This is a genomic window from Nocardioides sp. NPDC000445, from assembly GCF_040300245.1.
In the GTDB taxonomy this organism is placed as follows: Bacteria; Actinomycetota; Actinomycetes; order Propionibacteriales; family Nocardioidaceae; genus Nocardioides.
In genome coordinates, this window is sequence record NZ_JBEPDH010000029.1 from 1 (window position 1) to 24663 (window position 24663).

32 protein-coding genes are annotated in these 24663 nt (G+C 68.7%); 19 read left to right on the forward strand and 13 right to left on the reverse strand.

Features of this window, described 5'->3' with window-relative positions; genetic code table 11:
- The first annotated feature begins 200 nt into the window (after positions 1-200).
- Positions 201-1199, forward strand: coding sequence for a 4-hydroxy-3-methylbut-2-enyl diphosphate reductase (locus ABT304_RS28190; RefSeq protein ID WP_350720369.1), 999 nt, complete (start codon positions 201-203; stop codon positions 1197-1199).
- A 33-nt stretch (positions 1200-1232) separates the two neighbouring features.
- The gene (locus ABT304_RS28195) at positions 1233-1862 is read left to right on the forward strand and encodes an L-threonylcarbamoyladenylate synthase (RefSeq protein WP_350720371.1); all 630 of its coding nucleotides are present in this window, start codon (positions 1233-1235) and stop codon (positions 1860-1862) included.
- Between the two features lie 13 nt (positions 1863-1875).
- On the opposite strand, the gene ABT304_RS28200 is transcribed toward ABT304_RS28195, so the two are convergent.
- A complete protein-coding gene (locus ABT304_RS28200; protein WP_350720373.1) occupies positions 1876-2319 on the reverse strand; it encodes a DUF6542 domain-containing protein in 444 nt (147 codons plus the stop codon).
- Between the two features lie 84 nt (positions 2320-2403).
- The gene (locus ABT304_RS28205; protein WP_160024862.1) at positions 2404-3495 is read right to left on the reverse strand and encodes a DNA recombination protein RmuC; all 1092 of its coding nucleotides are present in this window, start codon (positions 3493-3495) and stop codon (positions 2404-2406) included.
- Between the two features lie 74 nt (positions 3496-3569).
- Between ABT304_RS28205 and ABT304_RS28210 the strand changes: the two genes are divergently transcribed.
- A complete protein-coding gene (locus ABT304_RS28210; RefSeq protein WP_350720375.1) occupies positions 3570-3887 on the forward strand; it encodes a TfoX/Sxy family protein in 318 nt (105 codons plus the stop codon).
- Here ABT304_RS28210 and ABT304_RS28215 read toward each other — a convergent pair.
- Both ABT304_RS28215 and ABT304_RS28220 read right to left on the reverse strand, forming a co-directional pair.
- The gene (locus tag ABT304_RS28215; RefSeq protein WP_350720377.1) at positions 3870-4775 is read right to left on the reverse strand and encodes an endonuclease/exonuclease/phosphatase family protein; all 906 of its coding nucleotides are present in this window, start codon (positions 4773-4775) and stop codon (positions 3870-3872) included. The genes ABT304_RS28210 and ABT304_RS28215 overlap by 18 nt on opposite strands.
- A gap of 52 nt (positions 4776-4827) precedes the next feature.
- Positions 4828-5610, reverse strand: a complete 783-nt coding sequence (locus ABT304_RS28220) for an exodeoxyribonuclease III (RefSeq protein WP_350720379.1) — start codon at positions 5608-5610, stop codon at positions 4828-4830.
- A 45-nt stretch (positions 5611-5655) separates the two neighbouring features.
- Between ABT304_RS28220 and ABT304_RS28225 the strand changes: the two genes are divergently transcribed.
- From ABT304_RS28225 to ABT304_RS28240, 4 genes are all read left to right on the forward strand, one after another.
- Entirely contained in the window at positions 5656-6447 is a 792-nt protein-coding gene (locus ABT304_RS28225) for an ABC transporter ATP-binding protein (protein WP_350720381.1), read from the forward strand.
- Positions 6444-7289 carry an ABC transporter permease gene (locus ABT304_RS28230; RefSeq protein ID WP_350720383.1) on the forward strand — a complete coding sequence of 282 codons (846 nt, stop codon included), beginning with the start codon at positions 6444-6446 and terminating at the stop codon, positions 7287-7289. The genes ABT304_RS28225 and ABT304_RS28230 overlap by 4 nt, the downstream gene beginning before the upstream one ends.
- A 22-nt stretch (positions 7290-7311) precedes the next feature.
- Positions 7312-8400, forward strand: coding sequence for an ABC transporter substrate-binding protein (locus tag ABT304_RS28235; RefSeq protein WP_350720385.1), 1089 nt, complete (start codon positions 7312-7314; stop codon positions 8398-8400).
- A gap of 165 nt (positions 8401-8565) precedes the next feature.
- Entirely contained in the window at positions 8566-9369 is an 804-nt protein-coding gene (locus ABT304_RS28240; protein WP_350720387.1) for a M57 family metalloprotease, read from the forward strand.
- A 73-nt stretch (positions 9370-9442) separates the two neighbouring features.
- Here the strand turns inward: ABT304_RS28240 and ABT304_RS28245 are convergent, their stop codons facing one another.
- The gene (locus ABT304_RS28245) at positions 9443-11293 is read right to left on the reverse strand and encodes a glycoside hydrolase family 3 protein (RefSeq protein WP_350720389.1); all 1851 of its coding nucleotides are present in this window, start codon (positions 11291-11293) and stop codon (positions 9443-9445) included.
- A gap of 160 nt (positions 11294-11453) precedes the next feature.
- Here ABT304_RS28245 and ABT304_RS28250 point away from each other — a divergent pair, with 160 nt between their 5' ends.
- On the forward strand, positions 11454-12506 hold the full coding sequence (locus ABT304_RS28250; RefSeq protein ID WP_350720391.1) for a WD40/YVTN/BNR-like repeat-containing protein: 1053 nt from the start codon (positions 11454-11456) through the stop codon (positions 12504-12506).
- Positions 12507-12508: 2 nt separating this feature from the next.
- Here the strand turns inward: ABT304_RS28250 and ABT304_RS28255 are convergent, their stop codons facing one another.
- The 3 genes from ABT304_RS28255 to ABT304_RS28265 are packed head-to-tail and all read right to left on the reverse strand — an operon-like array spanning position 12509 to position 15073.
- Positions 12509-12916, reverse strand: coding sequence for a VOC family protein (locus tag ABT304_RS28255; protein ID WP_350720393.1), 408 nt, complete (start codon positions 12914-12916; stop codon positions 12509-12511).
- 40 nt (positions 12917-12956) lie between these two features.
- Positions 12957-14558: a PH domain-containing protein gene (locus ABT304_RS28260; protein ID WP_350720395.1), complete on the reverse strand. Its 1602-nt coding sequence runs from the start codon at positions 14556-14558 to the stop codon at positions 12957-12959.
- The gene (locus ABT304_RS28265) at positions 14555-15073 is read right to left on the reverse strand and encodes a PH domain-containing protein (protein ID WP_350720397.1); all 519 of its coding nucleotides are present in this window, start codon (positions 15071-15073) and stop codon (positions 14555-14557) included. Before ABT304_RS28265 ends, ABT304_RS28260 begins: the two co-directional genes overlap by 4 nt.
- A gap of 212 nt (positions 15074-15285) precedes the next feature.
- Between ABT304_RS28265 and ychF the strand changes: the two genes are divergently transcribed.
- From ychF to ABT304_RS28300, 7 genes are all read left to right on the forward strand, one after another.
- Entirely contained in the window at positions 15286-16359 is a 1074-nt protein-coding gene (ychF, locus tag ABT304_RS28270) for a redox-regulated ATPase YchF (RefSeq protein ID WP_141803377.1), read from the forward strand.
- Between the two features lie 61 nt (positions 16360-16420).
- On the forward strand, positions 16421-16714 hold the full coding sequence (locus ABT304_RS28275) for a DUF1330 domain-containing protein (protein ID WP_350720400.1): 294 nt from the start codon (positions 16421-16423) through the stop codon (positions 16712-16714).
- Between the two features lie 73 nt (positions 16715-16787).
- Positions 16788-17156, forward strand: a complete 369-nt coding sequence (locus tag ABT304_RS28280; protein WP_350720402.1) for a nuclear transport factor 2 family protein — start codon at positions 16788-16790, stop codon at positions 17154-17156.
- A 64-nt stretch (positions 17157-17220) separates the two neighbouring features.
- Entirely contained in the window at positions 17221-17385 is a 165-nt protein-coding gene (locus tag ABT304_RS28285) for a hypothetical protein (protein WP_350720404.1), read from the forward strand.
- A 9-nt stretch (positions 17386-17394) separates the two neighbouring features.
- Entirely contained in the window at positions 17395-17625 is a 231-nt protein-coding gene (locus ABT304_RS28290; RefSeq protein ID WP_350720406.1) for a hypothetical protein, read from the forward strand.
- Positions 17622-18038, forward strand: a complete 417-nt coding sequence (locus ABT304_RS28295; protein WP_350720408.1) for a type II toxin-antitoxin system VapC family toxin — start codon at positions 17622-17624, stop codon at positions 18036-18038. Before ABT304_RS28290 ends, ABT304_RS28295 begins: the two co-directional genes overlap by 4 nt.
- 68 nt (positions 18039-18106) lie before the next feature.
- Positions 18107-18565, forward strand: coding sequence for an SRPBCC family protein (locus ABT304_RS28300; RefSeq protein ID WP_350720410.1), 459 nt, complete (start codon positions 18107-18109; stop codon positions 18563-18565).
- Between the two features lie 102 nt (positions 18566-18667).
- On the opposite strand, the gene ABT304_RS28305 is transcribed toward ABT304_RS28300, so the two are convergent.
- Both ABT304_RS28305 and ABT304_RS28310 read right to left on the reverse strand, forming a co-directional pair.
- Positions 18668-19384: a hypothetical protein gene (locus ABT304_RS28305; RefSeq protein ID WP_350720412.1), complete on the reverse strand. Its 717-nt coding sequence runs from the start codon at positions 19382-19384 to the stop codon at positions 18668-18670.
- Positions 19381-19845, reverse strand: coding sequence for an RNA polymerase sigma factor (locus ABT304_RS28310; RefSeq protein ID WP_350720414.1), 465 nt, complete (start codon positions 19843-19845; stop codon positions 19381-19383). The genes ABT304_RS28305 and ABT304_RS28310 overlap by 4 nt, the downstream gene beginning before the upstream one ends.
- A 127-nt stretch (positions 19846-19972) precedes the next feature.
- Here ABT304_RS28310 and ABT304_RS28315 point away from each other — a divergent pair, with 127 nt between their 5' ends.
- Both ABT304_RS28315 and ABT304_RS28320 read left to right on the forward strand, forming a co-directional pair.
- Complete coding sequence (locus tag ABT304_RS28315; protein WP_350720416.1) at positions 19973-20239, forward strand: hypothetical protein; 267 nt, start codon at positions 19973-19975, stop codon at positions 20237-20239.
- 31 nt (positions 20240-20270) lie between these two features.
- Positions 20271-20936, forward strand: a complete 666-nt coding sequence (locus ABT304_RS28320) for a hypothetical protein (RefSeq protein ID WP_350720418.1) — start codon at positions 20271-20273, stop codon at positions 20934-20936.
- Positions 20937-20959: 23 nt separating this feature from the next.
- Here ABT304_RS28320 and ABT304_RS28325 read toward each other — a convergent pair whose 3' ends face one another.
- On the reverse strand, positions 20960-21904 hold the full coding sequence (locus tag ABT304_RS28325; RefSeq protein WP_350720420.1) for an SMP-30/gluconolactonase/LRE family protein: 945 nt from the start codon (positions 21902-21904) through the stop codon (positions 20960-20962).
- A gap of 104 nt (positions 21905-22008) precedes the next feature.
- On the opposite strand from ABT304_RS28325, the gene ABT304_RS28330 reads away from it, so the two are divergent.
- Positions 22009-22461 (forward strand): Lrp/AsnC family transcriptional regulator, encoded by a 453-nt coding sequence (locus tag ABT304_RS28330; protein WP_350720422.1) that lies wholly within the window; start codon positions 22009-22011, stop codon positions 22459-22461.
- Positions 22462-22463: 2 nt separating this feature from the next.
- Here ABT304_RS28330 and ABT304_RS28335 read toward each other — a convergent pair whose 3' ends face one another.
- Entirely contained in the window at positions 22464-22817 is a 354-nt protein-coding gene (locus ABT304_RS28335) for a nuclear transport factor 2 family protein (RefSeq protein ID WP_350720424.1), read from the reverse strand.
- Positions 22818-22934: 117 nt separating this feature from the next.
- Here ABT304_RS28335 and ABT304_RS28340 point away from each other — a divergent pair, with 117 nt between their 5' ends.
- Positions 22935-23723 (forward strand): helix-turn-helix domain-containing protein, encoded by a 789-nt coding sequence (locus tag ABT304_RS28340; protein WP_350720426.1) that lies wholly within the window; start codon positions 22935-22937, stop codon positions 23721-23723.
- A gap of 22 nt (positions 23724-23745) precedes the next feature.
- Here the strand turns inward: ABT304_RS28340 and ABT304_RS28345 are convergent, their stop codons facing one another.
- Complete coding sequence (locus ABT304_RS28345) at positions 23746-24651, reverse strand: SDR family NAD(P)-dependent oxidoreductase (protein ID WP_350720428.1); 906 nt, start codon at positions 24649-24651, stop codon at positions 23746-23748.
- Positions 24652-24663: the final 12 nt, after the last annotated feature.

The window sequence follows — 24663 nt, forward strand, 5'->3', positions numbered from 1 at the left end:
CCCTCCGGCGCGGTGGGGGGGGTGGGGCCCCCCCGCGCTGCGCGGGGGGGGGGCTTGCCGCCGGCGGCGGCCGTCCCCTTTCACCCCCCCCCCCCCCGACTCGGCCCGGATCGGTGAGACAGACCTGCCGAGTGGGCATCGTGGGGCGGGACAGTTGCGCCGAGTCGGCATGCTCGGGGCGGGTCTCTAGACTGGTGCCCATGAGCATCGACCTCGGCACCCCACGCCTGATCACCGACGACGAGAAGGCCGTCCTTCTCGCCGAGCCGCGCGGCTACTGCGCGGGGGTGGACCGGGCCGTGATCACGGTCGAGGAGGCGTTGGACCTCTACGGTGCGCCGGTCTACGTGCGCAAGGAGATCGTGCACAACAAGCACGTCGTCGACGACCTGCGCAACCGTGGCGCGATCTTCGTCAACGAGCTCGACGAGGTGCCCTCGGGTGCGACCGTCGTCTTCTCCGCCCACGGCGTCTCCCCGGCGGTCCACGCCGACGCCGCCGTGCGTGAGCTGAAGACGATCGACGCGACCTGCCCGCTGGTCACCAAGGTCCACCTGGAGGCCAAGCGGTTCGCCCGCGAGGGCTACAGCATCCTGCTGATCGGCCACGCCGGTCACGAGGAGGTCGAGGGCACCATGGGCGAGGCGCCGGAGGCGACCACGCTCGTCGAGGGCCCCGGTGACGTACCCGGCCTCGAGGTCGCCGACCCGTCCAAGGTCGTCTGGCTCTCCCAGACCACCCTCTCGGTCGACGAGACGATGGAGACGGTCGCCGCGCTCCGGGCGAAGTTCCCCGAGCTGCTCGACCCGCCCAGCGACGACATCTGCTACGCCACCCAGAACCGCCAGCAGGCGGTCAAGGAGATCGGCGGGGCCAGCGACCTGGTCATCGTCGTCGGCTCCGGCAACTCCTCCAACTCGGTCCGCCTGGTCGAGGTCGCCCTCGAGGCCGGCGCCAAGGCCGCCTACCGCGTCGACGACGCCAGCGAGATCGACGAGTCCTGGCTCGAAGGCGTACGCAGCGTCTCGGTCACCTCCGGAGCCAGCGTGCCCGAGAAGCTGGTCGAGGGTGTCGTCGGGTTCCTCAAGGACCGTGGCTTCCCCGACGCCAAGGCGCACAAGAGCGCCGAGGAGTCGCTGATCTTCGCGCTGCCCACCGAACTCCGCAAGGACCTGAAAGCCGCTGCCGCGAGGGGTTGATCCCAGCCCGCCCGGTGGCGTTAGGGTCGAGGGGTGGCCCGATTTCTCGACGTACACCCAGACAACCCGCAGCCCCGTCTGATCAGCCAGGTCGTCGATGCCCTGCGTGACGACCAGCTGATCGCGTACCCGACCGACTCCGGTTACGCGCTCGGCTCGCGGATCGGCAACAAGGACGGTCGCGACCGGATCCTCAAGATCCGTGGTCTCGACGACCGCCACCACTTCACGTTGATCTGCAAGGACTTCGCGCAGCTCGGCACGATGGTCCACGTCGACAACAGCGCCTTCCGGGCGATCAAGCACGCGACCCCGGGGCCCTACACGTTCATCCTCCCGGCGACGCCCGAGGTGCCGCGACGACTGATGCACCCGAAGAAGAAGACCGTCGGCGTACGCATCCCCGATCACGCAGTCGTGCAGGCCCTGCTCGAGGAGCTCGGTGAGCCGCTGCTGTCCTCGACGCTGATCCTGCCCGGCGAGACCGAGCCGGAGGTCTTCGGATGGAACGTCAAGGAGGCGCTCGACCACCAGGTCGACATCGTCATCGAGGCCGGTGAGACTCCGGCCGAGCCGACCACTGTCATCGACTGGTCCGACGGCGAGCCCGAGGTCATCCGTGAGGGTGCCGGCGACGTCTCCGGGTTCCTGGCGCTGGACTGAGTTGCTGGACTGATCAGGAGGCCAGGGCGCGTTCGCGCTCGACCTCGTCGCGGGTCTCGGTGCGCTGTTTCAGCACCCGGCGGCGCATCACCAGGCAGCCCAGGCACAGGGCGTAGCCGATGAAGAGGCTGATCGCGTGGTGTCCGAGGCCGCTGACCACGGCTTGGACGAAGCCGTCCCCGGCGTCGGCGATCGATCCGGGCTGGGTCGCGGCCAGCAGGATGAAGATGCCGAGCATGATCAGCGGCGGGAGCACGCCGACCACGAAGAAGTCGCTGGGTCTGACGATCAGCGCGAGCGTCAGCGCGATCGCCACGAAGGTGAAGTCGAAGAGCAGGCCGATCTGGTCGTCGATGAGCAGATCGACGAAGGTCACCGTCAGGGAGGTGGCGGATCCGAGCGCGACAACATGGCGGCCGGACTCGCGTCCTTCCTCCCAGATAGTGCGCTGACTCATGCCGTCGCCTCCGTAGCGCAGGCGCCATCATACGGACGCGACGGCATGACGCCTATGGTCGCTCGCTGGCGCTCGCTCATGGGGTCACGATCTCTCGTATGCAGCCTGTGTATCAGAACCCACGGTAGGGCCCGGCACACCGTCATTCTCGGCGGCGCGCCGATCATCTTCCCTTACGCTGCTGAGCCGCTCCACAGCGCGTATCTCCACCGGACGCGGCGTCTCGAGCTCATCGTCGGTTACCGATAATTCATTGAAACGACGGGCGGCCACCAGGACCCGGTTGTCGAGTGACCCGATCGCCTGGTTGTAGCGGGTCACCGCGGTGTTGAGGGAGCGCCCGATCCCATCCAGGTGGCTGGACATCGTGGAGAGGCGCTGGTGCAGGTCACGGCCGAGCCGGTGGATCTCCCGGGCCTGTTCGGCGAGCGCCTCGTGGGACCATCCGTGCGCCACCGTGCGCAGGAGCGCGATCAGCGTGGTCGGTGAGGCGAGCACGACCCGGCGCTCCGCGGCGTACTCGATCAGGCCGGGTTCGGTCTCCAGCGCCGCCGAGAGGAACGACTCCGCCGGCACGAAGAGCACGACGAACTCGGGCGACTCCTCCAGGAAGCGCCAGTAGGACTTCGAGGCCAGCTGGTCCACATGCGTACGCAGCTGGGCGGTGTGTCTGCGCAGGTGAGCTCGGTAGTCGTCCTCGTTGTCCGCCGCCGCGGCGTCGAGGTAGGCGTCGAGGGGGACCTTGGAGTCGACGACCAGCTCCTTGTTGCCGGACAGGTGCACCACCAGGTCGGGTCGCAGCCGGCCGTCCTCGAGATGGACCTGCTCGGAGAAGTCGCACTTGTCCACCAGGCCGGCGAGCTCCACCGCGCGGCGCAGGTGCATCTCGCCCCAGCGGCCCCTGACCTGGGGCTTCCGCAGCGCCGTCGACAGCGACCGGGTCTCGGTCTGGAGTCGCCCGACCTCCGTCTCGAACTGCCCCTGCCAGCGAGCCCGCTCGCGGTCGAGATGCTGCATCTGGTCGCTGAGCCGGTCGAGCCCCTGCATCACCTCGGCCTGGTCCACCATCCCCGCCGCGACCGTCCCCACGCTCCGGGCGCGCGCCCACAGCACCCCGAGCACGACGCCCAGGGCAAGACCGATCACCAGTCCGAGCACGAGGATCCAGATCTCCATACATCGATCCTCGCAGGGACCACCGACAATTTGTTCGGATGGGCACGGTCGGCGGTTCGTGGTTCCATGGAGGCATGGCCCACAACGTCGAGCTGGCCGAGCGAGTGCGGGACCTGATGCCCGCCGGCACCACCGAGGTGAAGATGTTCGGTGGTCTGGCATTCATGGTGAACGGCAACATGGCGTGCGCGGTCGGTGCCGACGACCTGCTCGTACGCACCGGCAAGTCGGCCTACGAGGCCGCCATCGCCGCAGGCGCAGAGCCGATGATCATGGGTGCCCGCACGATGTCCGGCTACGTCAACGTCGCCGCCGACCTGCTCAGCGGCGACGCGCTCGCCGGCTGGGTCGAGCGCGGTGTCGCCACCGCCGAGTCACTGCCACCGAAGTAGCGCGACCACCGGAAGGTGATCGCTCCCGGTGCGGTCCAACGGTCGTACGTCCTCGACCTCGGCGCCACGGGCGAAGACGTGGTCGATGCGGATGGCCGGGAGGGCTGCCGGGAAGGTGAATCCGAAGCGGTCCTGCGGTTCGCTGACCTGGGAGATGACCGCACGGAGTGCGCGGTCGCGCGCGTCTGCGTTGAAGTCGCCGGAGACGATCACGACCTCGGTGTCGTCGGCCCGCAGAGCGTCGGCGAGAAGCTCGATGCTCCCGTTGCGTGCCCTGACGTCCAGGCCGCGGACGCCCAGCCGGATCGAGGGCAGATGCACGGCATAGACCGCGATGACGGGGGCGTCGTCGGCAGGCCTGGTCTCGACCCGCAGCCCGCGTCTCCACGACGCGTCCACGCCCGCCGGGCGCAGATCGAGAGGTGTCGCGTTCTCCAGGGGGCGCGCCGACCAGACCCCGACGGTGCCGTACGTCTCGTGGTGCGGGAGGACATCGCCGAACGCCCGGCTGTAGTCGTCGACCCGCTCCGGAACCACCTCGTTCAGCGTCACGACGTCGGGTGAGGCCGCGAGGATCTCGCGGACTGTCCCGGTGATGTCCGTGTTCGTGTCGCTCACGTTGTGCTGGACGACGACCAGGTCGGGGCGCGACGCGGGAACGTCGGAGAGCTTGGGATGGAACGTCCAGCCCCAGGCCACGGCGGGCACGAGGAACGCGACGACCGCGGCGGCCGACCGTCGCGCCAGCCCGACGAGCAGGACCAGCACCGCCACGGCGCCGAGCCAGGGCAGGAACGTCTCCACGAGGCTGCCGATGCCGAGCGCCGACGGGAGATGGGCGTGGAAGACGATCGCGCCGCCGATGGCGAGCAGGAGGATCGCGCACACCGTTCCACGGGACCAGACCGTGCTCCGGCCCTCCCGGTTCACCTCATCGCGGTCAGTCGGCGAGATCGACGATCACCGGAGCGTGGTCGGAGGGGGAGCCGGTGCCGATCGCGGGGTTGCGCTCGTCGAGGTCGACGAACGCGCCCGTCACCCGCGAGGCGAACGTCGGGGAGCCGAGGACGAAGTCGATGCGGAGCCCGCGGTTGCGCTCGAAGCGCTGCCGGTAGTAGTCGAAGTAGGTGTAGGCCTCCGGACCGGGCACGAAGGGGCGTACGACGTCCTTGAAGTCCTTCTCGATGGCGAAGAAGGCGTCGCGCTCGGCGGGGGTGAGGTGGGTCTTGCCGACGAACTGCTTGGGGTCGAAGCAGTCCTCGTCGAAGGGGCAGACGTTCCAGTCGCCGACCATGGCCGAGGGGCCGTCGTGCCAGGCCTGCGAGGCCTTCTGCAGCGCCGCGAGCCACTCCAGCTTGTAGGCGTAGTGGGGATCGTCCGGCTTGCGGCCGTTGGGGACGTAGACCGATGTCACCCGTACGTCACCACAGGTAGCGGTTAGGGCGCGCGCCTCGGCGACGTCCTTGAACGACGGCATCCCCTCGAACCCGACCTGGATGTCGGTCAGCCCGACCCGGGAGATCAGCGCGACGCCGTTCCACTGGTCGTAGCCGACCGAGGCGACCTCGTAGCCACGGGCCTCCAGCCCCATCGTCGGGATCTGGTCGGGCTTGGCCTTGGTCTCCTGCAGCGCCAGCACGTCGATCGAGTGTCGCTCGACGAAGGCCTCGACGCGGTCGATGCGGGAGCGGATGGAGTTGATGTTCCAGGTGGCGATACGCACGCCCGTCAGACTATCCAGAGGACGTATTGGACTACCGTTTGAGGCGTGGGCAGAGCGACGATCGAGATGCACGGGGTCCGTCGTCTCTACGAGCAGGCCGATCTCGCCGAGCTGATCGCCCTCGACGACATCGACCTGACCATCGAGCCCGGCACGTTCGTGAGCATCATCGGGCCCTCGGGTTGCGGCAAGTCGACGCTGTTGCGGCTGATCAGCGGTCAGGAGTCGGCCGATGCCGGGAAGATCACGGTGTGCGGTCTGACGCCGAAGGAGGCGGCCGAGGCGAAGGCCTTCGGGTTCGTGCCGCAGTCTCCGGCGCTGCTGCCCTGGCTGAGCGTGCTCGGCAACGTGACCCTGCCGCACAAGGTGAATCGCCGCAGCGACCGTGGCCGGCCGGATCTCGAGGCGATGCTGCGCGAGGTCGGCCTGGGGGAGTCGCTCCACAAGCTCCCGGCCGAGCTGTCCGGCGGCATGAAGCAGCGGACCGCGATCGTACGCGCCTTCGGGCTGCGCCCCGACGTACTCCTTCTCGACGAGCCCTTCGGTGCGCTCGACGAGTTCACCCGCGAGGCACTCCAGGAGCAGCTGCTGGAGCTGTGGGAGCAGACCCGCGCTACGGTCGTCTTCGTCACCCACTCGATCTCCGAGGCGGTCAGGCTGTCCGACAAGGTCGTGGTGATGGCCCCGCGACCGGGCCGGATCACCGACGTCATCGACATCGACCTGCCCCGGCCGCGTCACCAGGAGCTGCTCACCTCGCCCGAGTTCCACGCCTACGAGCTCGCCCTCCGGGGCAGTCTGAGGGACGCATTCAGCCACGGAGAGGTGGTCTCGTGACCCTGGACTCAGGTACGCAGCCGGCCCCTCGGCCACATCTCGTCGTCCCCACCCCCGAGCAGCTCGCCGCGCGCCGCCTGCGCCGCCGCACGCGGCTGCTCCGCCCGCGCTACTGGCTCCCGTTCGTCCTCCTCGTCGTGGTGCTCGGGCTCGCCTGGGAGGTGGGCGCGCGGCGGATGCCCTACCTGTTCGCGCCGCTCGGCGACATCGCGAGCGTGCTGACCGAGGACCCCGGCTACTTCCTGAGCAACACCCTGGTCACGCTCAGCGAGGCGCTGGTGGGGCTCGGGATCGGCTTCGTCGCCGCCTTCGCCCTCGCCGTCGTGGTGAGCGAGATCGCGGTCGTGCGGCGTGCGGTGATGCCGGTGGCCGTCGTGCTCTCGGTGACACCGCTGGTGGCGATCGCGCCGCTGCTCGTGGTCGCGCTCGGGTTCGGGATGGGGCCGAAGGTCGTCCTGACCGCGCTGGTCTGCTTCTTTCCGATCCTGATCAACGTGGCGACCGGGCTGCGGGCGGTGCCCTCGCCTGTGCTGCAGGTCTACCGCACCGTGGCCGCGAGCCGGCTGGAGGTGCTGCGCTACCTGCGGGTGCCGGCCTCGCTGCCGTACGTCTTCGCGTCCCTGCGGATCGTCTTTCCGCTGTCGATGATCGGCGCCGTCGTGGCCGAGCTCTCCGCCGCGGGGTCGGCGGACGGCCTCGGCAGCGTGATACAGGTGGCCAGCTCGCAGAACAGACTGGCTACGGTGTGGGCAGCGATCTTCGTCCTCGCGGCGCTCGGGTCGCTGCTGTTCTGGCTCGTGACGCTCGCCGAGCGTCGAGTGCTCCACTGGCACGAGTCCTGATCCTCGAGTGAAGGAGCCCTTCATGTCTCGCGTACGTCCGATCGCTGCTGCCCTCACGTCGGCGGTCGTCCTGCTCGGTGCGCTGACCGCCTGCGGGTCCTCGCAGAACTCCGCCGGCGAGCAGGGGAGCGCAGTCTCGGCCGAGCGCTGCGAGCAGAACGAGAAGGCCGGGAAGATCACCTACATGTCGGGCTACTACTGGCAGGCGTCGGCCTCGATCATGGAGGCCATCGCCGCAGATCGGCTCGGTTACTTCACCGACCTCTGCCTCGACGTCGAGCTCCAGCCGGGCTCGGGCGACGTCTCCCAGAACGCCAAGCTGATCGCCGCCGGGAAGGTGCAGGTCGGGCCGCTGTCCGAGCAGGACATCATGACCTCCAACGCGAGCGGCCTGAAGGTGCTCGGCGTCTCGTCCTACTCCAACGCGGGTCTCGACGTGCTGATGACCGGCACCTCGATCACCGACCTGAAGCAGCTCGAGGGCAAGACGCTCGGCCACAAGGGCTGGGTGCCGGTCGGCGTACAGGCGATGCTCGCCGAGGCCGGCGTGGACATGACCAAGGTGAAGCAGGTCAAGGTCGGCTACGACCCCGGCGTGCTGCCGCGCGGCCAGGTCGACGCGCTGGTCGGGTTCGTCTCCAACGAGCCCAACCAGCTGAAGGAGGCCGGCGAGGAGGTCACGGTCTGGGAGCCGACCGACTTCGAGGTGCCCGGTTCCCTCGGCGCCTACTCCGTCAACCCCGCCTGGGCCGAGAAGCACCCCACCGCCGTCGAGGACTTCCTCCGGGCCGTCTTCAAGGCCTACACCTACTGCGCCTCCGCGGACCACGTCGAGGAGTGCATCGGCTACCAGCACGACCTGGCCGGCGCCGAGTCCGACGAGAAGCACGAGACCGCCATTTGGCGCACCGAGGTCGCGGTCGCGGCCGACAACCCGCTCCCGGGCAAGTTCGGCTCGGTCGACCCCGACAACGTCGCGGCGCTGGCCGGGGTCGTCACGGCGTACGCAGGGCAGAAGGTCACGCCCGAGCAGGCCGCGTCCTGGTTCGACACCTCCTTCGCGGACGCCGTCGTCGACGACAGCGACAAGGTGATCTGGCCCGCTCCGTGATGCGACCGGTGGCAAACGTATGAGTTTCATTCGAAACTTTTGCCTGCTCAATGGGAATTTGACCGAAGTTTCTATGCCGTATGCGGGGTCGTAACGCTTGAATCTCCTGTGGCCCTCGGGGTGCCCTATCTCGGGCGGCCGCTCACATTTCCAGGAGGAAGAGCTATGCGAGTTCGTATTCCCATGATGATCGCCGCGGCTGCGGGTGCCGCAGCGCTGACTGCGTCGATGGTTCCCGCATTCGCCGAGGAGGCGCCGAGCTACCAGGAGTTCGAGGCGTCCACATACGTCGACGTCGACGGTCAGTACATCGTCAACGGCGACGAGGTCGTCTCCAACCAGGGTGACCTGCACAAGTTCTACGAGTCGATGGTCTCGACGCCGAAGCACGTCCCGGAGGACGGCCTCATCGTCAACACCGTCAGCGGCAAGGACGACAAGTGGTCGGCCTCCCAGGCGCTCAACCTGACCTACTGCGTCTCGAACAAGTTCGGCACCAACAAGGCCGGCATCGTCTCGGCGATGGACCAGGGTGCCGGCCTGTGGGAGGCGGCGAGCTCGGCGGTCGAGTTCACCTACGTCCCCGCCCAGGACGGCTCGTGCAACACCCGCAACTCCAACGTGCTCTTCTCGGTCGAGCCGGTCAGCACCTCGCAGTACATCGCGCGGGCGTTCTTCCCCTCGACCTCGAAGCGCTCGCGCAACGTGCTCATCGACGACTCGATCTTCTCGTCGGGCAACTGGGAGCCGGGTGACATCCTCGCGCACGAGCTCGGTCACGCCCTCGGGTTCCGTCACGAGCACACCCGCCCGGAGGCGGCGACCTGCTTCGAGGACAACAACTGGCGTGCGCTGACCCCGTACGACTCCTCCTCGATCATGCACTACCCGCAGTGCAACGGTGGCTCGGAGGACCTGGAGTTCCAGGCCTCCGACGCGGCCGGGGTCCGGGCGCTGTACGGCTCCTGATCCACCAGCAGTGATCCACCAGTAAGAGAGCGGCCCTCCCGGTCTTCCGGGAGGGCCGCTCTCATGGGGGTTCCTAGTAGGACAGCCCGTGACCGAGCGGGAAGAGATCGGGGATCTCCACCGGAAGCTTGCCGCTCGGGTTCACCTCGCCGTAGAGCACCCGCACCAGCGACTCGAGCTGATGGGAGGTGTAGCCGTAGGTGTCGAGCACCGTCGCGGCCTCGGGGAAGGAGGTGACGTCGTAGGGGTTGCGCATCGCGGTCACGATCACCGGGGTGTCGGTGGCGAGCAGCGCCTTGACCAGCTTGGTCTGGGCCACGGACGCCGGGGTCGGCTGACCGGTCGCCGGATTGATCTGCCAGGCGTTGTTGGTCGGCACCACCACCAGATCCTTGCCCGCGGCAGCCGCGACCGCGGCGTCGATCTGCGCGTCGGTCGGAGTGGTGCCCGACTGCAGCACCTGGGTCGTCGCGCCGCGCTTCTGCAGCCCGGCCGCGATGCCCGCCGTCGTGTCCACGCCCCAGCCCGCGACCAGGACGTTCTTCGCCCCGGGCGCCAGCGGCAGCAGGTCGTCGTCGTTCTTCACCAGCGTGGTGGTGCGGTCGGAGATCGCCTGGGCGTCGGCCTTGTGCACCGGGTCGCTGAAGACCGCCGGAGCGGCCGCCACGTCGACGTACGGACTCTCGAAGATCTTGTTCTCGAGCTTGTGCTCCAGGATCCGGTAGACCGACTCATCGAGCCGCTGGCGCGAGATGGTGCCGTCCTTGACGGCGTCGAGGACGGCCGCGTACGCCGTGTCCATCTGCGGCGGGATCAGCAGTTGGTCGGCGCCGGCGAGGAAGGCCTCGACCGGGGCGACGTCGGGCGGGTACGTCGCGCTCGCGCCCTGCATGTCGAGGGCGTCGGTCACGATCAGGCCGTCGAAGCCCATCTCCTCGCGGAGCAGGCCGGTGAGGATCGGCTCGGACATGGTGGCCGGCTCGCCGCTCGGGTCGATCGCGGGCACGGTCACGTGGGCCGTCATGATCGCGTCGATCCCGGCGTCGATCGCCGCCTTGAACGGCGGCAGGTCGATCGCCTCGAGCTCCTCGCGGCTGTGGGTCACCTCGGGCAGGCCGTAGTGGCTGTCGGTGCCGGTGTCGCCGTGCCCCGGGAAGTGCTTGGCGATCGAGGAGAGGTCACCGTCGTCGAAGCCGCCGACCTCGGCCGCGACGATGTCGGAGACCGCGGCCGAGTCGGCACCGGCGCTGCGGATGCCGATGACCGGGTTGTTGGGGTTGAGGTTGACGTCGGCGACGGGCGCGTAGTCCTGGGTGACCCCGACCGCGGCCAGCTCGGTGCCGATCACCTCGGCGGACCGGGCTGCGTCCTCGGTCGAGCCGCCTGCGCCGAGCGCCATCTGGCCGGGCATCTGGGTCGCGCCGCTGGCCGGGCCGAAGCGGGCCACGAGCGCGCCGCCCTCCTGGTCGACCGCGATGTTGAGCGGGATCTTGGGCCGCTGCTGCAGCGCGGCGCTCTGGAGGCCGTTGGAGAGCTTCGCGACCTGGGCGGCATCACCGATGTTGTCGGGCCCACGGGTCGTGAAGTAGATGACACCGCCCGGCTGGTACTTGGCGATCGCCTGCGCCGGGGTGTCCACGCCGTAGAGCCTCTGGTTGCCGGCCTTCGCCGTGTCGCTGACGTTGTTGGCGTCGCGTCCGTAGACCTCGATGACGAAGAGCTGGCCGATCTTCTGCTGCAGCGACATGTGGTGCATCAGCGAGACGATCTTGCGGTGCTGGGGCGACGCCATGTCCGCGGCGGTCGTCGCGGGCGGATCCGGCTCTGCGGCGTGGGTTGCTGCGTACGGCGTAGCAACCGCCACCGCGGCCGCGAGTCCCGCAGCCGCCAACCTTCCGCGTCTGGTCAGTGTCGTTCTGCTCATGACAACCTCCCCATCTGCGCCGCTGGTACGCGGCACGGCGATTCACTCTAGGGGCTACCAACCGGTCACGGAAGAAAATTCCCGAGTCGGCAGATGGCGGCCGGACGATTTTCGCCGGATCGGTGGACAGAACGGCCCGGCAGGGCCAGGGTGAACCTTCGTGCGCATCGTTGTCGGAGCCGCAGCGGCGGCCACTCTCGCTCTCACCACCCTCACCTTCGCGCCGGCGGCGCAGGCTGTGCAGCCAGGGGGTGCGTACGACTGGACGTCTGTGAACGTGGATACGACACAGGGGTTCCGGGCGCTGGACGCCGTCGACGCGGAGACCGCGTGGGTCGGCGGCGACGGCGGGGGAGTGTTCCGTACGACCGATGGCGGCCGGACCTGGGACGAGGTCTCGCCGCCGGGATCCGACGGGCTGCTCTTCCGCGATGTCGAGGCACGCTCGGCGAGCGAGGCGGTCGTGCTCTCGATCGGCGAGGGTGAGGCGAGCCGGATCTACAAGACCGTCGACGGCGGAGCGACCTGGACCGAGACGTTCCGGTCGGCCGAGCCGGCCGCGTTCTACAACTGCGTCGACTTCTGGCCCGGCGGCAAGCGTGGGATCGCGATGAGCGACCCGGTCGACGGCGAGTGGCGCATCATCACGACCGCCGACGGCGGCGACACCTGGACGATCGCGGACACACGCGGCCTGGAGGCGCCGGGCGAGTTCGGCTACTCGGCCAGCGGGACCTGCCTGGTCACCTCGGGCGCGCGCGACGCCTGGATCGGCGGTGGCGGCGCGGCCGCGAGGATCTACGCCACCCATGACGGCGGTCGCTCCTGGTCCGCCGCCGACTCCACGATCGCGACCGGTGAGGCCGCCGGTGTCTTCGGGCTCGGGTTCCGCAACCCTCGCCAGGGCATCGCGGTCGGTGGCGACTTCGGCCTCGAGGACGACGGCGTCGACCGCGCCGCCTACTCCACCGACGGCGGTCGCACCTGGACCAACTCCGACTCCGACCTGGGTGGATACCGTGAAGCGGTCGCCTGGGTCGGTGGCCGCACGGCGATCGCCGTCGGCCCCAACGGCAGCGACATCAGCCACGACAACGGCCGTTCCTGGAAGCCGTTCGGCGCCACCCAGACCCGCTTCCACACCGTCGACTGCGCCCAGGGCGTCTGCTGGGCCGCCGGTGCGGGAGGGCGGGTCGGGGTGCTCGCGCGCTGAGCTCAGATCTTGAGCCCAATCGTCATGGGTCCGCTCGAGGCCATCTCGTGCTCGCCGCGCTCGATGCAGAACTCGTTGCCCTCGGGGTCGTGCAGCGCGACGAAGCCGGTCCCGTCCTCCTTGCGGTGGTCGCCGAAGACGGTGGCGCCGAGCGAGAGCGCGCGCTCGACGAGCTCGTCGCGGGTGGTGTCCTCCGGCTTGATGTCGATGTGGACCCGGTTCTTCGCCGACTTCGCCTCGGGCACCGGGACGAAGAGGAACATCAGCTCCTTCGACGGGAAGCTGCGGGCGACGATCACCTCGGGGTCCTCGTCGTAGAAGAGGTGCCAGCCGGTGACCGCCGACCAGAACTCCCCGAGCTTGCGGGGGTCGGCACAGTCGAAGGTGAGATGGCGGATCTGGATAGTCATGGCCGGATCATCCACCGAAGCCCGCCCGACGCGGAACGGGTTATTCGACGAACTCCGAGACCGTACGCGGCGTGGCCGCCGTCGCCAGGGCGACGGCCGTCTCGAGCGGCACGTCCGGGATGTCGACGTGCTCATGGCCGGCCGCGGTCATCGCGGTGACCTGGGCCAAGCCGATGCGGCGGTCGAAGAACGTCTGCCTGACCCGCCAGCCGATGATGCCGTCGGTCTGCAGCGCGGTGCGTACGGCAGTGTAGGAACCCGAGCGGACGACCAGGTAGCGATCGGTCAGCGCGTGGCCGAGGTGGCGGTGGCGCAGCTCGGCACCGAGCAGCCCGAGAACGAGGGCGACGACAAGCATGGCGACCGGGATCCACCAGAGCCAGACGTCGCCGAAGACGCCGATCAGCACGGTCGGGACGAGCGCGACGAGCGTCCACACGACGGTGGCGACGACCGCCCGGAACCAGTAGCGCCGGCGTGGCCGCGGCCCGTGTCCGGTGAGCGCCGCCGAGAACGCGTCCTCGCCGAGGATGTCGGTGCCGACCTCGGAGACGACCTGCTCCGGGGCCGTCGGCAGGACCGCGGGGAAGTTGTCGTCGAGCCCGGTCGTCAGCAGGTTGAGATCGGCCCCGCCGGCCAGGCCGATCAGCGGGCCGACGGTGGAGGTGGCGCCGCGTACCTTCGCTTCTTCCACGGTCGTCGCGCGGGTGCTGGTCAGGCCGAAGCTGCGCCGCAGCGTGGTGCCCTCCCGGCCCTGCTCGCGTACGACCTGGAGGTCCCACCAGCGCACCGCGTAGCCCACGCACGACCCGATCGCCCACACCGCGGCCGCCCCGACGATCGCGATCGGCACGGCGATGAAGAGCATGCGTACGAACTCGTCGACCGGGACGCCGTTGACCTCGCCGTTGGTCACCTGGACACCGACGGACTCCCATGGGATGAGGTCGGAGAAGGCACCGAAGAGCGCGCCCAGACCGCCGAGCGCGATCGCGAGGTTCCTGAGGTTGAGCGGGGCGTACCTGATCCAGGACCAGTCGAGCCTGGCGATGATCTCGCCTTCGGGCGGGGCCGCGACGGGCGCAGTCTCCGGCGAGGAGCCTTCGGCGGAGGGCACCTCAGACGCGGATTGCCCGGATGGTGCGGGGGCCGCGTGCAGGAGCTCGCGCCGCAGCCGGGCGGCGGCGTCCTTGGTGAGCGAGTCGAGGGTGATCTGGCCCTCGTCGACCCCGGTGCCGACATTGACCTTGGTGACCCCGAGGGCGCGGTGGATGAGGGTCGAGCTCAGGTCGACGCTCCGCACCCGGTCGAGCCGGGCGGTCAGGGTGGTGCGGTTGAGCAGACCCTTGCGTACCTCCAGATGTGTGGGCGTCACCCGATAGCTCGTGGTCAGCCACGGGACCATGCCGGCCAGGGCCGCGACGACCGCGATGCCGACCGCGACCAGCAGACCGATGAACACGTTCGCCTGCCCGGCACCGAAGGCGCCGATCGCGGCCGGGATGATCGCCTGGCGCAGCGTCGAGAGCGGGCTGACGACCGCGGTCCATCCGGCCAGCCGCTGCCACTCCGCGTCCGGAACGAGAGGAGCGTCAGGGACCTCGGGAACCTCGGGAACGTCAGGGACCTCGGGTGTGCTCACGTCGCGTCCTCGGGCGTCGCCGCGGTGATCGCCACCAGCTTCGCGACGACCTCGAGCGCGAGCGCGTCGTCGAGGCAGGCGATCTGGACGGTGCCCGCCGAAGAGGCGGTGGAGACCTTGACCGTACGCAGCCCGAACCGCCGCATCAGCGGCCCCTGGGTCGAGTCGACCGTCTGCACCCGGGAGAGCGGCACGATCTCGTCGATGACGGTGATCCACCCGTGGCGTACGTGGACGGCGATGTCGGTCACCTCCCACCGGTGGATCCGGAACCGGATCGAGGGCACGAAGGTCAGTCCCGGCACCGGCGCCAGGACGAAGACCACGGCGACGAGCCAGAGGATCCAGGTCCAGAAGCCCTCGGGGACGAGCACCGCCGCCACGATCGCACCCACCGCGAGCGCCAGCCAGATCACGGCGCCGATCGCCTCCGCCGTACGCCAGTACGCCGGTGCGCGCTCGGAGACCTGATGTGCGGGTTCGCGCAGTCGCTGTGGTGCGTCGGGGGCGTTCACGGGACGCGAGCCTATTGGGTGGGGTCCCATGACCGTCGGAATTTGTGATCGGCGGTTCTGGTGCCGACCCCAGCCGTCCGCGTTTCGGCCGTGGTCGGCGTACGGATCTCGACCCGCAGTCGCGGCTTTGCACGCTCAGCCGCGCGCTCGCTCGATCTCCTCGCGTTCCCCGAAGCAGGCTTCGGGGAGGCTCGGACCTAGGATTGTCGATCGTGGCACTCACCATCGGCATCGTGGGACTTCCCAACGCGGGCAAGTCGACCCTCTTCAACGCTCTGACCAAGAACGACGTACTCGCGGCGAACTACCCGTTCGCCACCATCGAGCCCAACGTCGGTGTCGTCGGGGTTCCCGACGAGCGGCTGGCCGAGCTGGCGAAGATCTACGGGTCCCAGAAGCTGCTGCCCGCCACGGTGCAGTTCGTCGACATCGCCGGCATCGTGCGCGGCGCCTCGCAGGGTGAGGGCCTGGGCAACAAGTTCCTCTCCCACATCCGTGAGTCCGACGCGATCTGCCAGGTCACCCGGGTCTTCCGCGACGACGACGTCACCCACGTGGACGGCAAGGTCGAGCCCGCCAACGACATCTCCACCATCCAGACCGAGCTGATCCTGGCCGACCTGGAGACGGTCGAGAAGGCGATCCCGCGGTTGGAGAAGGAGTCGCGCAAGGCTCCTGACCTCAAGGCGAACCTCGCCGCAGCGGTCGAGGCCAAAGAGGCGCTCGAGGCCGGCACCCCGATCATCGCCACGAAGATCGACCGCGCGCTGATCCGCGATCTGATGCTGCTCACCGCCAAGCCCTACATCTTCGTCTTCAACTGCGACTCCGACGAGCTCGCCGACGAGGCTCTGAAGGACTCCATGCGCGAGCTGGTCGCCCCCGCCGAGGCGATCTTCCTGGACGCGAAGTTCGAGTCCGAGCTCGTCGAGCTCGACGAGGACGAGGCCCGCGAGTTCCTGGCCGACGCCGGCGTCGAGGAGCCCGGCCTGGACATCCTCGCCCGCGTCGGCTTCGACACCCTCGGCCTGCAGACCTACCTCACCGCCGGCCCCAAGGAAGTACGCGCCTGGGAGATCCCCAAGGGCGCCACCGCCCCCGAGGCCGCCGGTGTCATCCACACCGACTTCCAGAAGGGCTTCATCAAGGCCGAGATCGTCTCCTACGACGACCTCATCTCCGCCGGCTCCGTAGCCAAGGCCCGTGACCTCGGCAAGGTCCGCATGGAGGGCAAGGACTACGTCATGGCCGACGGCGACGTCGTGGAGTTCAGGTTCAACGTCTGATCAGCGGGCGCGATCGGGCGCCCGTACGTCAGATGCACTCATTCCAACACCGGAGGATTCCATGCCCAAGGGCTACTGGGTCAGCGTCTACCGCAGCATCTCGGACCCCGAGAAGCTTGCTGCCTACGGCAAGCTGGCCCCGGCGGCCGTCGAGGCAGGCGGCGGTCGGGTCCTCACCCGTGGCAGCCGGGTCGTGGCGCATGAGGCCGGAATCGCCGAGCGAACCGTCCTGATCGAGTTCGACAGCTTCGAGCAGGCCGTCGCGACGCACGAGAGTGCCGCCTACCAGGAGGCGCTGGCCGCCCTCGCCGACGGCGTCGAGCGAGACTTCCGCATCGTCGAAGGTCTCGACTGACCGAGGTTGGGCATCCTCGGTGAAGATCCATACGAGGAGTCGACCGCGCTAGGGTCTCCGCGTGGTGACTCAGTTGCACACCTACATCGATGCATGGCGGCGCCACGACGTCGACGCGGTGCTGGCCACGCTGACCGATGCCTGCGTAGTGATCGAGTCCTACGGCCCGGTCTACCGGGGCCGACCGCGCGTGGAGCAGTGGATGCACGCGTGGTTCTCTGCTGGGGGCTCCGTCGATGCCTGGGACATCACGATGCATGCCGCTGCCGGTGAGTTCCTGATGGCCGAGTGGAGCTTCGAGTGCACCTGGCGAGGCCAGGCCGGGCGATTCGAGGGATCATCCATTGCGAGGCTCCACGGCGATCGCATCGCATATCTCCGTGAGTACGCGACCACCGCCCCGCTTTATGACTGGACGGGTACGTGGCGCGATCAGCAATGAGCCGCTACTGACCGGCCTTGACTGTCCTGCGACACGTGTGAGGCTGCCGCCAGAGTCGTGTGTCATGACAGATTGGCGTTCCGAGCGCGTCCAGAGCGCGATCGCCGGTCGTAACCCGACCGTCCTGGCCGAGCTCGAGGCGGCGTACGCCGTCATCGGTGATGTTCAGTTCCTGCCCGGTTATCCTGATCGGCCTATCGCAGTCGAATGGTCGTCCTACTTGAAGTAGGATACTTGCATGGCAGCGTCTAGCGGCTCAGAGAAGCACTCGGTCTCGATGTCGTCCTCGCTCTCCGAGGAGGTGCGCGAACGAGTGGGCGCGCGCGGCTTTTCGGCGTACGTCGCGAAGGCGGTAGCCCGCCAGCTTCAGCGTGATGCGCTGGACGAGACGATCGAGCGCATGGAGGCCAAGCACGGTCCGGCCGATGAGGACCAGATCGCGGCCATCATGGGTCGGCTTGCCGAATGATCGCCGCACCCCACTCGATTCTGCTTGATTCCGAGGCGCTCTCCGCGCTCGCGCTCGATCAACCGGAGATGCTGGCCTGGGCGGTGGTGGCCCGGCGTACCGACTCGACGCTTCACGCCTCGACCGTCACGCTCGCCGAGGTCACCGACGGCACCTCGCGTGACATCGGAGTCCGTCGCGTCGCGAAGACGCTGGACCGCGAGGTCGTCACTGAACAGATCGGCTACCGGGCGGGGCGGCTGCGCGCTACTGCGGCGTCCGCACGTCGCAAGCCACGGGACCTGACCGTCGATGCGGTCGTGGCTGCGACGGCGCTCTCGCTGCGCGGCCCTGTCGTCGTGCTGACCTCCGACCCCGCTGACCTGCGGCTTCTTCTCGAAGGGACTGGCGTGAAGGTCGAGTCGATCGGATAGTTGCGCCAGCCTTCGAGCGTCCCGGGGTGACGCGGCGGCGGCCCGGATGTGACTTCTAGGATCATCAAGTGCCACGCATCGAGCTCACCACGGAAATCCCGGCGACGCTGGAACAGTGCTTCGAGCTGAGCCTGTCCGTGGACGCGCACCAGTCGTCCATGTCCGACTCGGGCGAGCGCGCCATCGCCGGTGTCACGTCGGGCGCGATGCGTCTCGGCGACTCGGTGACCTGGCACGCCCGACATTTCGGGGTCCCGTTCACGATGACCTCGGTGATCAGTCAGTACGACGCTCCGTACCGGTTCGTGGACGAGCAGGAGTCCGGCCCGTTTCGGCGGTGGTGGCACGAGCACCGATTCGACCCAGTCGCCGGTGGCACCCTGATGACGGATGTGGTGGAGCTCGAGTCGCCTGCTGGACCGGTCGGGCGGTTCGTGAACGCCCTCGTGCTGACTCGGTACATGACGAAGCTGTTGGAGCAACGGAACGCGTGGTTGGTCGACGCTCTCTCTGCGCCTGAGATCTGACGGCTCTCGTGGCGCGAGCACTCGTCGCCCCGTGCTGACGCAGTACGACGTGGGAGTCCCGAAGTCACCAGGTGACCTCAGGACTCCCACGTTGTTTGCCGGTCAAGGTCGCGGCACCTTCTGTTCCTGCTTTGACCCCGGGACGATATGGCCGTCGATGGCCAGCTCAGAGGTGTACTCGTCCATGTCGTGGGGGACCTCGAAGGCGGCGTATCCGGCTCCGTCAACCTCATAGACGTCGAGGTCCTTGGTGTAGCCCGCTGACGTGATGCGGACAGACGTCACATCGGGGTGAACGGCGTAGACCCAGACGAACGAGTCGCCGACCTCGCCACCGGAGGCGTTGAAGAGTGCCGGATTCTCCAGATAGCGGGACGTGTCGTTGACGTAGCCGCAGTCCGTTTCGACGTACTCACCGTACTCATAGCCGGTAGTGCTCCATTCGCTTCCGAGCAGGTTCTTCTTCTCCTCGACCAGTTCCACTCCGGTGACGGGCTGACCACACTCATCAGTTCGGTCGGACTCGATCAGCAGGTAGCGGCTGCCGTCCACGCTTCCGTGCATGACGATGTCCTGCGGAGGGATCTTGTCGACGTACTCCGGTCCTTGGCGGACGATCGCAGCTCCCGCGGCCGTCGCCAGCACCACGGGGATGGCGACTGCGCCGAGGCCGACCAGGATCCGCCGCCTGCGGTGCGGCTTTCGTGCGGTGTTGATCCGGCTTGCGGCGAAGTCGTCCTCGGCGAGTGTGTCCGCAACCGCGTGCAGGGTGTGTCGCAGCAGCAGGCCGAGGCTCTCCGGGTCGTGGGTGTTCTTCATGCGAGTGCCTTTCGGAGCTTGCCCAGCGCCCGCCGGTGGTCCGAGCGGACAGTTGCTGCTGGGCGGTTGAGGATGTCTGCGATCTCAGCCAGAGGAAGATCTTCGTAGTAGTGGAGGACGACGACGGCGCGTTGCGTCCACGGCAGCTGCGCGATCTGTGTCCAGGTCTCGTCAACGTCAGGCGGAAGGGTCACCAGCGGCCGATCAACGGCCTTGGCTCGGAGGCGGAACTGCCGTCGCTGGGCATCCTTGACGAGATTGACCACGGCCTTCTTGAGGTAGCGCGACGGGTTCTCGATCTGATCCCAGCGCTCGTGGGCCGAGGTGAACGCTGACTGGACCACGTCCTCGCTCATCTCGTGTGAGCCAGAGACCAGGTACGCCAGCCGCAGGAGCGTCATCCGGTACTCCCGGTAGGCCTCCTCGAACCCAACGTTGGGCATCTGCCCCTTCGTCGTCATCACACCTTCTCAGTCGTACCGGACACCCGAAACGTTGCACCTGATACTGCGCCGAATGTGGTGATCGCCAGGCACGTTCGAGTATCCGGCGGCCTTGCAGACACTTGAGCGACAGTAGGAGTGAGTCATGGTCGCGGTGGCGCCTGCGATCGTGGAGACCGAGACGACCTTGAACCGCGTCGATGAGGCGTACGCGCTGGCCTGGGCCGAAGCGCGTACGGCAGCCGACGAGGACCTGATCGACGTGCTCCGCGAGGCAGGACTCGGGCCGAGCTGGACCGAGCCGGGCCGGCCGCGGGCGGAGCTGCTGCTCGCCATCTGGCGGGCGGGCGCTACCCCGCGGTCCGCCTCGAGACAGGTCCGCGAAGCTCTCGGCGTACGGTCCGGTGCTTGACCCTGGTGGGGACCAGGAGAAGTCTGGAGAGATGACCAACCGTGTGATCGATGACTCGCGTTCGCTGCTGACTCTCGGCCGGGTGGACTCGGTGCGGGTCCAGGTCGGCTATCGGGCCAGCCCGGACGACCAGGTGGACCGGCAGTACCTGCTCGACCTGTCGGTGCCAGAGCCGGACGGCGGGGGAAGCGAGGATGTACTCGACGATCGGGAGATCCTCGCCGCGCTGGAGCCAGTCCTGTACGCCGGAGCCGACGCGCGACGGCACTACTCGCTGCACCAGCACCGATGGCACACCAGCTGGGGCGCCAGTCCGGGCGCCCTCGAGATCGGGCTGCTGGTGAACACCGGGCCTCGGACCACGGCCGTCTCCGAGGCGTCGTACGACGGTGTGGCCCGCGCCTTCCGTGACGTGATGGAGGTGGTCGGCCGGCCGGAGCGGACGCCGACCTCGCGGGAGTCGGCGGTCCAGCGCACACTGCGCGCGGCCGCGACGGCGTACGCCGTGGACCCGGACGCCCTGTCGCTCCGTGCGGAGGAGCACCACGCGGCCGACAACTCCTGGACGCTCACCCTGCGCTCCACCACGGGGGATGAGTACGACGTGGTGGTCGGTTTCGTCGAGGGGTACGCCGGTGCGGTGTCGGTGCGGCATGCACACCGGTTCGAGGCGGCCGACTCCATCGGCCCCGAGTGACGTGGAGCCAGGAAGTCGCCGCGCTACAGCCAGGGCCGGCGTCCGGGGCCGGTCGGGTGGGTGCCGGTGACGCCCATGACGACCGAGTACAGGCTGGTCTCGGCGGTGATGAAGAGGCGGTTGCGCTTGGCGCCACCCCAAGAGATGTTGGCGACGGTCTCGGGGACGTTCAGGCGGCCGATGAGGGTGCCGTCGGGGTCGTAGCAGTGCACGCCGTCGTCCATCGCGGCGACCCAGAGGCGGCCGCCGTCGTCGAAGCGGAGGTTGTCGAAGCGGGCGCCGTCGCGGACTCCGGCGTCGGCGAAGACCTCGCCGCCGGAGAGCGTGCCGTCGTCGCGTACGTCGAAGACCCAGATCTTGCCGGCACGGGTGTCGGAGACGAAGAGCTGGCGCTCGTCGGGGGAGAAGACCAGCCCGTTCGGGGCGCCGAAGCAGTCCGCGACCAGGCGGACCTCGCCGCTGGCTGGGTCGATCCGGTAGACGTTGTTGGAGCCGATCTCACTCTCGGCGCGGTAGCCCTCGTAGTCGCTGGTGATGCCGAAGTCTGGGTCGGAGAACCAGATCGAGCCGTCTGACTTCACGGTCGCGTCGTTGGGGCTGTTCAGGCGCTTGCCCTGCCAGCGCTCGGCCAGCACGGTGATCGTGCCGTCGTGCTCGGTCCGGGTGACCCGCCGGTTGCCTTGTTCGCAGGTGATCAGCCGGCCCTCGCGGTCGAGGGTGTTGCCGTTGGTGTGCCCGGCGGTGCGGCGGAAGACGCTCACGTCTCCGGTCTCCTCGTCCCAGCGCAGCATCCGGTCGTTGGGGATGTCGCTCCAGACCACCTGACGCCAGGCGGGCACGTAGATAGGCCCCTCGGCCCAACGGCACCCGGTGAAGAGGACCTCCAGCGCCTCGTCGCCGTTCATACACCGTCCGGTGCGGAACCGGTCGTCGAGCATCTCGTACAGCCCAGGGCGATCACTGCTCATGGAGTCCACTCCTCAGTATCTTCAATGCCGAATCTGAATCGGCCTGAGATGAAGACTGCAAGATCAGATATGGTCAGCGCAAGATATTTCTGAACGGAGAACCTGTGGACCAGATCGATCGCGAGCTGCTGGCCGAGCTTCAGAGCGACGCCACCCAGTCCTACGCCGCGCTGGGCCAGGCGGTCGGCCTCTCCGCGGGCGCGGCTCACGAGCGCGTACGCAAGCTGCGTGAGAGCGGCGTCATCCGGCGCACCACCGCCGACGTGGACCCGGCCGCCGTGGGCAGCTCGGTGCTGGCGTACGTCATGGTCGAATCCACGTCGTGGATGGGGGAGTCGGCGGAAGCGTTCGCCGCGATCCCGGAGATCGTGGAGGCCCACATCATCGCGGGCAGCGCCTCCGTGCTGGTGAAGGTGAGGACCGCGACCACCGAGCAGCTGCAAGACGTGCTGCGCCGGATCTACGCCATCGAGGGCGTCAGCGGAACGCAGGCGACGGTCGTCCTGGAGACCTTCTTCGAGCGGCCGCTCTCGCCGGTGGTCGCGGACCAGACCTGATCTCAGGCGGGCACCTTGTCCAGGAAGCCGCGTACGTCACGGATCCGCTGGTCGCCGTCGACGACGACCACGTCGAAGCCGATGACGACCGGCTCCTCGCCGGCCGGTCCCAGGCCCCACTGGAACCGAGCCTGCTGGTGGTGGGCATCGACGGTCCCCACGGGGGTGAAGACGAAGTCGGGGAACTGCGCGCGTACGGCCTGGATGGTCGCCCCGACGGCCTCGCGGCCCTGCACGTCGGCGAGCGGGTCCACGTAGACGCAGTCGTCGGACCAGTGCTCGGCCAGCAGCTTGGTGAGCACCGACTCGTCGGTGGCGTTCCAGGTGTCCAGGTAGCGCGTCACGATGTCGTTCATGGTGTCTTCCTTCTCTCGGATCGGGTTGCCAGGAGAAGGTTCGCCGCTGGTCGGTGCGCCGGTCGATAACCTCCGAGGTCATGGCCCTCGGGATCCGGGGTTGGCTAGCCTCGGGCCGTGATCTCAACCGCGACGTCACCGTCACCGTCGGTCGGCAGCGAGCTGCGCCGCTGGCGCGAGCTGCGGTCCTTGAGCCAGCTCGCGCTCGCCACGCAGGCCGAGGTGAGCACCCGGCACGTGAGCTACGTCGAGAACGGTCGCTCCCGGCCGACACCGGAGATGATCGTCCGTCTGGCCGAGGTGATGCGGGTGCCCATGGCCGAGCAGAACCGGCTCCTGCTCGCCGGCGGCTTCGCGCCTCGCTATCCGCACCGTGCCACCGATGACGACGCGCTCGCGCCGGTGATGGCCGGCCTCCGGAGCCTGTTGGACGCCCACGCTCCGTACCCGGCTCTGCTCCTCGACGACCACTGGGACATCGTCGATGCCAACCAGCCCGTCGACGGACTGCTCGACGGCTGCGACGCCAGCCTGCTCGAGCCTCCGCTGAACGTGATCCGGATCTGCCTGCATCCGCGAGGACTCGCCCCGCGTATCCGAAATCTGCCCGTCTGGCGAGCCCACCTGCTCCACCAGCTCGGCCGCCGCATCACCCACACCGGCGGCGACCCGGCCCTGGTCGCTCTCCGCGACGAGGTCACCGCCTACCCCTCCGGCGACGAGCCGTCCGTCCGGCCGCTGGCCGACCCGGTCGTCCCGCTGGAGATCGACGCGGGCGGCCACGCGCTGCGCTTCTTCAGCGTCGCCAGCCAGATCGAGAGCGCCTCGGACGTCACTCTCGACGGCCTCCATCTGGAGACCTTCGTCCCCGCCGACGACCGGACGCGAGAGCTGCTCAGCCGGTGACCAGTCGGATGGCGCGTGCGGCTCAGCTGTCGAGGGGCATACGTACGCCGGTGAGCTCCTCGGAGACGGTCCACAGCCGCTGCTGGGTCTGCAGGTCGTAGGAGGCGGGACTGGAGGTCACCAGCTTCGGATATCCGCGGGTCTCGCCGAGGCCGCTGGGCCCGTAGTACTGACCGCCGATGACGGCGGGGTCGGTGGCGGCACGCAGGGTGGGGAGTGCGCCGATCGCGGGCGCCTGGCCGACCAGGGGCGCGAGCCAGTCGAAGGCGACGCGGATCGGGCCGGGAGAGTTGCGGCCGAGCTCGGTGTTGGAGCCACCGGGGTGGGCTGCCACCGCGATGGTGGTGCCGTGCGAGGCCAGCCGGCGCTGGAGCTCGTAGGTGAACATCAGGTTGGCGAGCTTGGCCTGGCCGTACGCCGCGACGCGGCTGTAGGACCGCTCCCACTGCAGGTCGTCGAAGTGGATGTCGGCGCGGATGCGGTGGCCGAGGCTGCTGACCGTGACGACCCGCGAGCCGGGGACGGGGAGGAGCTGGTCCAGCAGCAGGCTGGTGAAGGCGAAGTGGCCGAGGTGGTTGGTGCCGAACTGCATCTCGAAGCCGTCCGCGGTGGTCTGCTTGGGCGTGTACATGACGCCGGCGTTGTTGATCAGCAGGTCGATGCGCGGGTGACTGGCGCGCAGGTCGGCCGCCGCGGACCGGATCGACTCCAGGGAGGCCAGGTCGAGGACCTGGACGGTGACGTCGCCGTCGATGCGCGCGGCTGCCTGCTTGCCCTTCTCCACGTCGCGTACGGCCATGACCACCTGCGCGCCGTGCTCGGCGAGCATGCGGGCGGTCTCGAAGCCGAGGCCGGTGTTGGCGCCGGTCACGATCGCCACTCGGCCGTGCTGGTCGGGGATGTGCTGATCAGTCCAGGTGCCGCTCATTGTCCGCTCCCT

Bases quoted from the DNA above. Each gene is read 5' to 3' on its own strand.
- ABT304_RS28240 (WP_350720387.1), top strand. From the start codon at position 8,566: ATGCGAGTTCGTATTCCCATGATGATCGCCGCGGCTGCGGGTGCCGCA.
- ABT304_RS28285 (WP_350720404.1), top strand. From the start codon at position 17,221: ATGACAGATTGGCGTTCCGAGCGCGTCCAGAGCGCGATCGCCGGTCGT.
- ABT304_RS28310 (WP_350720414.1), bottom strand. From the start codon at position 19,845: ATGACGACGAAGGGGCAGATGCCCAACGTTGGGTTCGAGGAGGCCTAC.
- ABT304_RS28335 (WP_350720424.1), bottom strand. From the start codon at position 22,817: ATGAACGACATCGTGACGCGCTACCTGGACACCTGGAACGCCACCGAC.
- ABT304_RS28320 (WP_350720418.1), top strand. From the start codon at position 20,271: ATGACCAACCGTGTGATCGATGACTCGCGTTCGCTGCTGACTCTCGGC.
- ABT304_RS28200 (WP_350720373.1), bottom strand. From the start codon at position 2,319: ATGAGTCAGCGCACTATCTGGGAGGAAGGACGCGAGTCCGGCCGCCAT.
- ABT304_RS28255 (WP_350720393.1), bottom strand. From the start codon at position 12,916: ATGACTATCCAGATCCGCCATCTCACCTTCGACTGTGCCGACCCCCGC.
- ABT304_RS28210 (WP_350720375.1), top strand. From the start codon at position 3,570: ATGGCCCACAACGTCGAGCTGGCCGAGCGAGTGCGGGACCTGATGCCC.
- ABT304_RS28190 (WP_350720369.1), top strand. From the start codon at position 201: ATGAGCATCGACCTCGGCACCCCACGCCTGATCACCGACGACGAGAAG.
- ABT304_RS28325 (WP_350720420.1), bottom strand. From the start codon at position 21,904: ATGAGCAGTGATCGCCCTGGGCTGTACGAGATGCTCGACGACCGGTTC.
- ABT304_RS28305 (WP_350720412.1), bottom strand. From the start codon at position 19,384: ATGAAGAACACCCACGACCCGGAGAGCCTCGGCCTGCTGCTGCGACAC.
- ABT304_RS28245 (WP_350720389.1), bottom strand. From the start codon at position 11,293: ATGAGCAGAACGACACTGACCAGACGCGGAAGGTTGGCGGCTGCGGGA.
- ABT304_RS28235 (WP_350720385.1), top strand. From the start codon at position 7,312: ATGTCTCGCGTACGTCCGATCGCTGCTGCCCTCACGTCGGCGGTCGTC.
- ABT304_RS28290 (WP_350720406.1), top strand. From the start codon at position 17,395: ATGGCAGCGTCTAGCGGCTCAGAGAAGCACTCGGTCTCGATGTCGTCC.
- ABT304_RS28275 (WP_350720400.1), top strand. From the start codon at position 16,421: ATGCCCAAGGGCTACTGGGTCAGCGTCTACCGCAGCATCTCGGACCCC.
- ABT304_RS28205 (WP_160024862.1), bottom strand. From the start codon at position 3,495: ATGGAGATCTGGATCCTCGTGCTCGGACTGGTGATCGGTCTTGCCCTG.
- ABT304_RS28345 (WP_350720428.1), bottom strand. From the start codon at position 24,651: ATGAGCGGCACCTGGACTGATCAGCACATCCCCGACCAGCACGGCCGA.
- ABT304_RS28315 (WP_350720416.1), top strand. From the start codon at position 19,973: ATGGTCGCGGTGGCGCCTGCGATCGTGGAGACCGAGACGACCTTGAAC.
- ABT304_RS28295 (WP_350720408.1), top strand. From the start codon at position 17,622: ATGATCGCCGCACCCCACTCGATTCTGCTTGATTCCGAGGCGCTCTCC.